The 646-nt window shown below is 60.8% G+C and carries 1 pseudogene; it reads right to left on the reverse strand.

What is annotated here, in order from left to right:
- Positions 1-646, reverse strand: a pseudogene (locus HU806_RS26235) (hypothetical protein); the annotation flags it as partial.

The following is a 646-nucleotide window of genomic DNA, read 5'->3' on the forward strand; positions in this document are numbered from 1 at the left end:
GCCGGATCCAGCGCAATCTCGATCGTTGTGCTCGGCAGTTGCGGGTCGAGCGTGCCGGCGATCTCGTCCAGCGGGATCGGCGCCGCCAGGGAATTGGCCCGGCCCACGATCCTTGGGGAGAATATTTTGGAGAACAGGTCAGCACTGCCATCCGCCTTGATCAGCCGGTAGGAAAAAGCGGCATGGGGGCCACCAGCCAGTTGCCGGACCTCGGCGCTGGGGCGTTTGAACTCGGGGATACTCGGGAAGCTGCGAATTCTTTCCGGCGCAAAGATGACCTCTTCGATCTTTTCGCCCTCCGCCGTTGTGCCCGTCAAACGCATCTCGACTTCATCATCCACCTTGAAGTTGGCATCCATTGCGACCACCTGAAAGGTCAGGTCCGCCTCGCCAAGCTGGTCCATGTCCAGCTCCAGATTGACCGCCTCCTTGATCAGCGGCGCCATCAAGCGCGAGTTGTCGGTGTCGACAATCACCCGCACTTCGGCACTCCAGTCGTCGGACTTGTTGTCCACCCGGTCATACACTTCAAAGACCACCGCCAGGCCATTGCTGTCAGTATCCCCGGCCCTGAGGATGGTGGCTTCGTCAACGGTGATGACCAGGGGCGCAGATTGTGGCGGCAGGTGCTGCGCTTCTACCGTCT

It is taken from the genome of Pseudomonas sp. SWRI154 (genome assembly GCF_014268645.1).
Classification (GTDB): domain Bacteria; phylum Pseudomonadota; class Gammaproteobacteria; order Pseudomonadales; family Pseudomonadaceae; genus Aquipseudomonas; species Aquipseudomonas marvdashtae.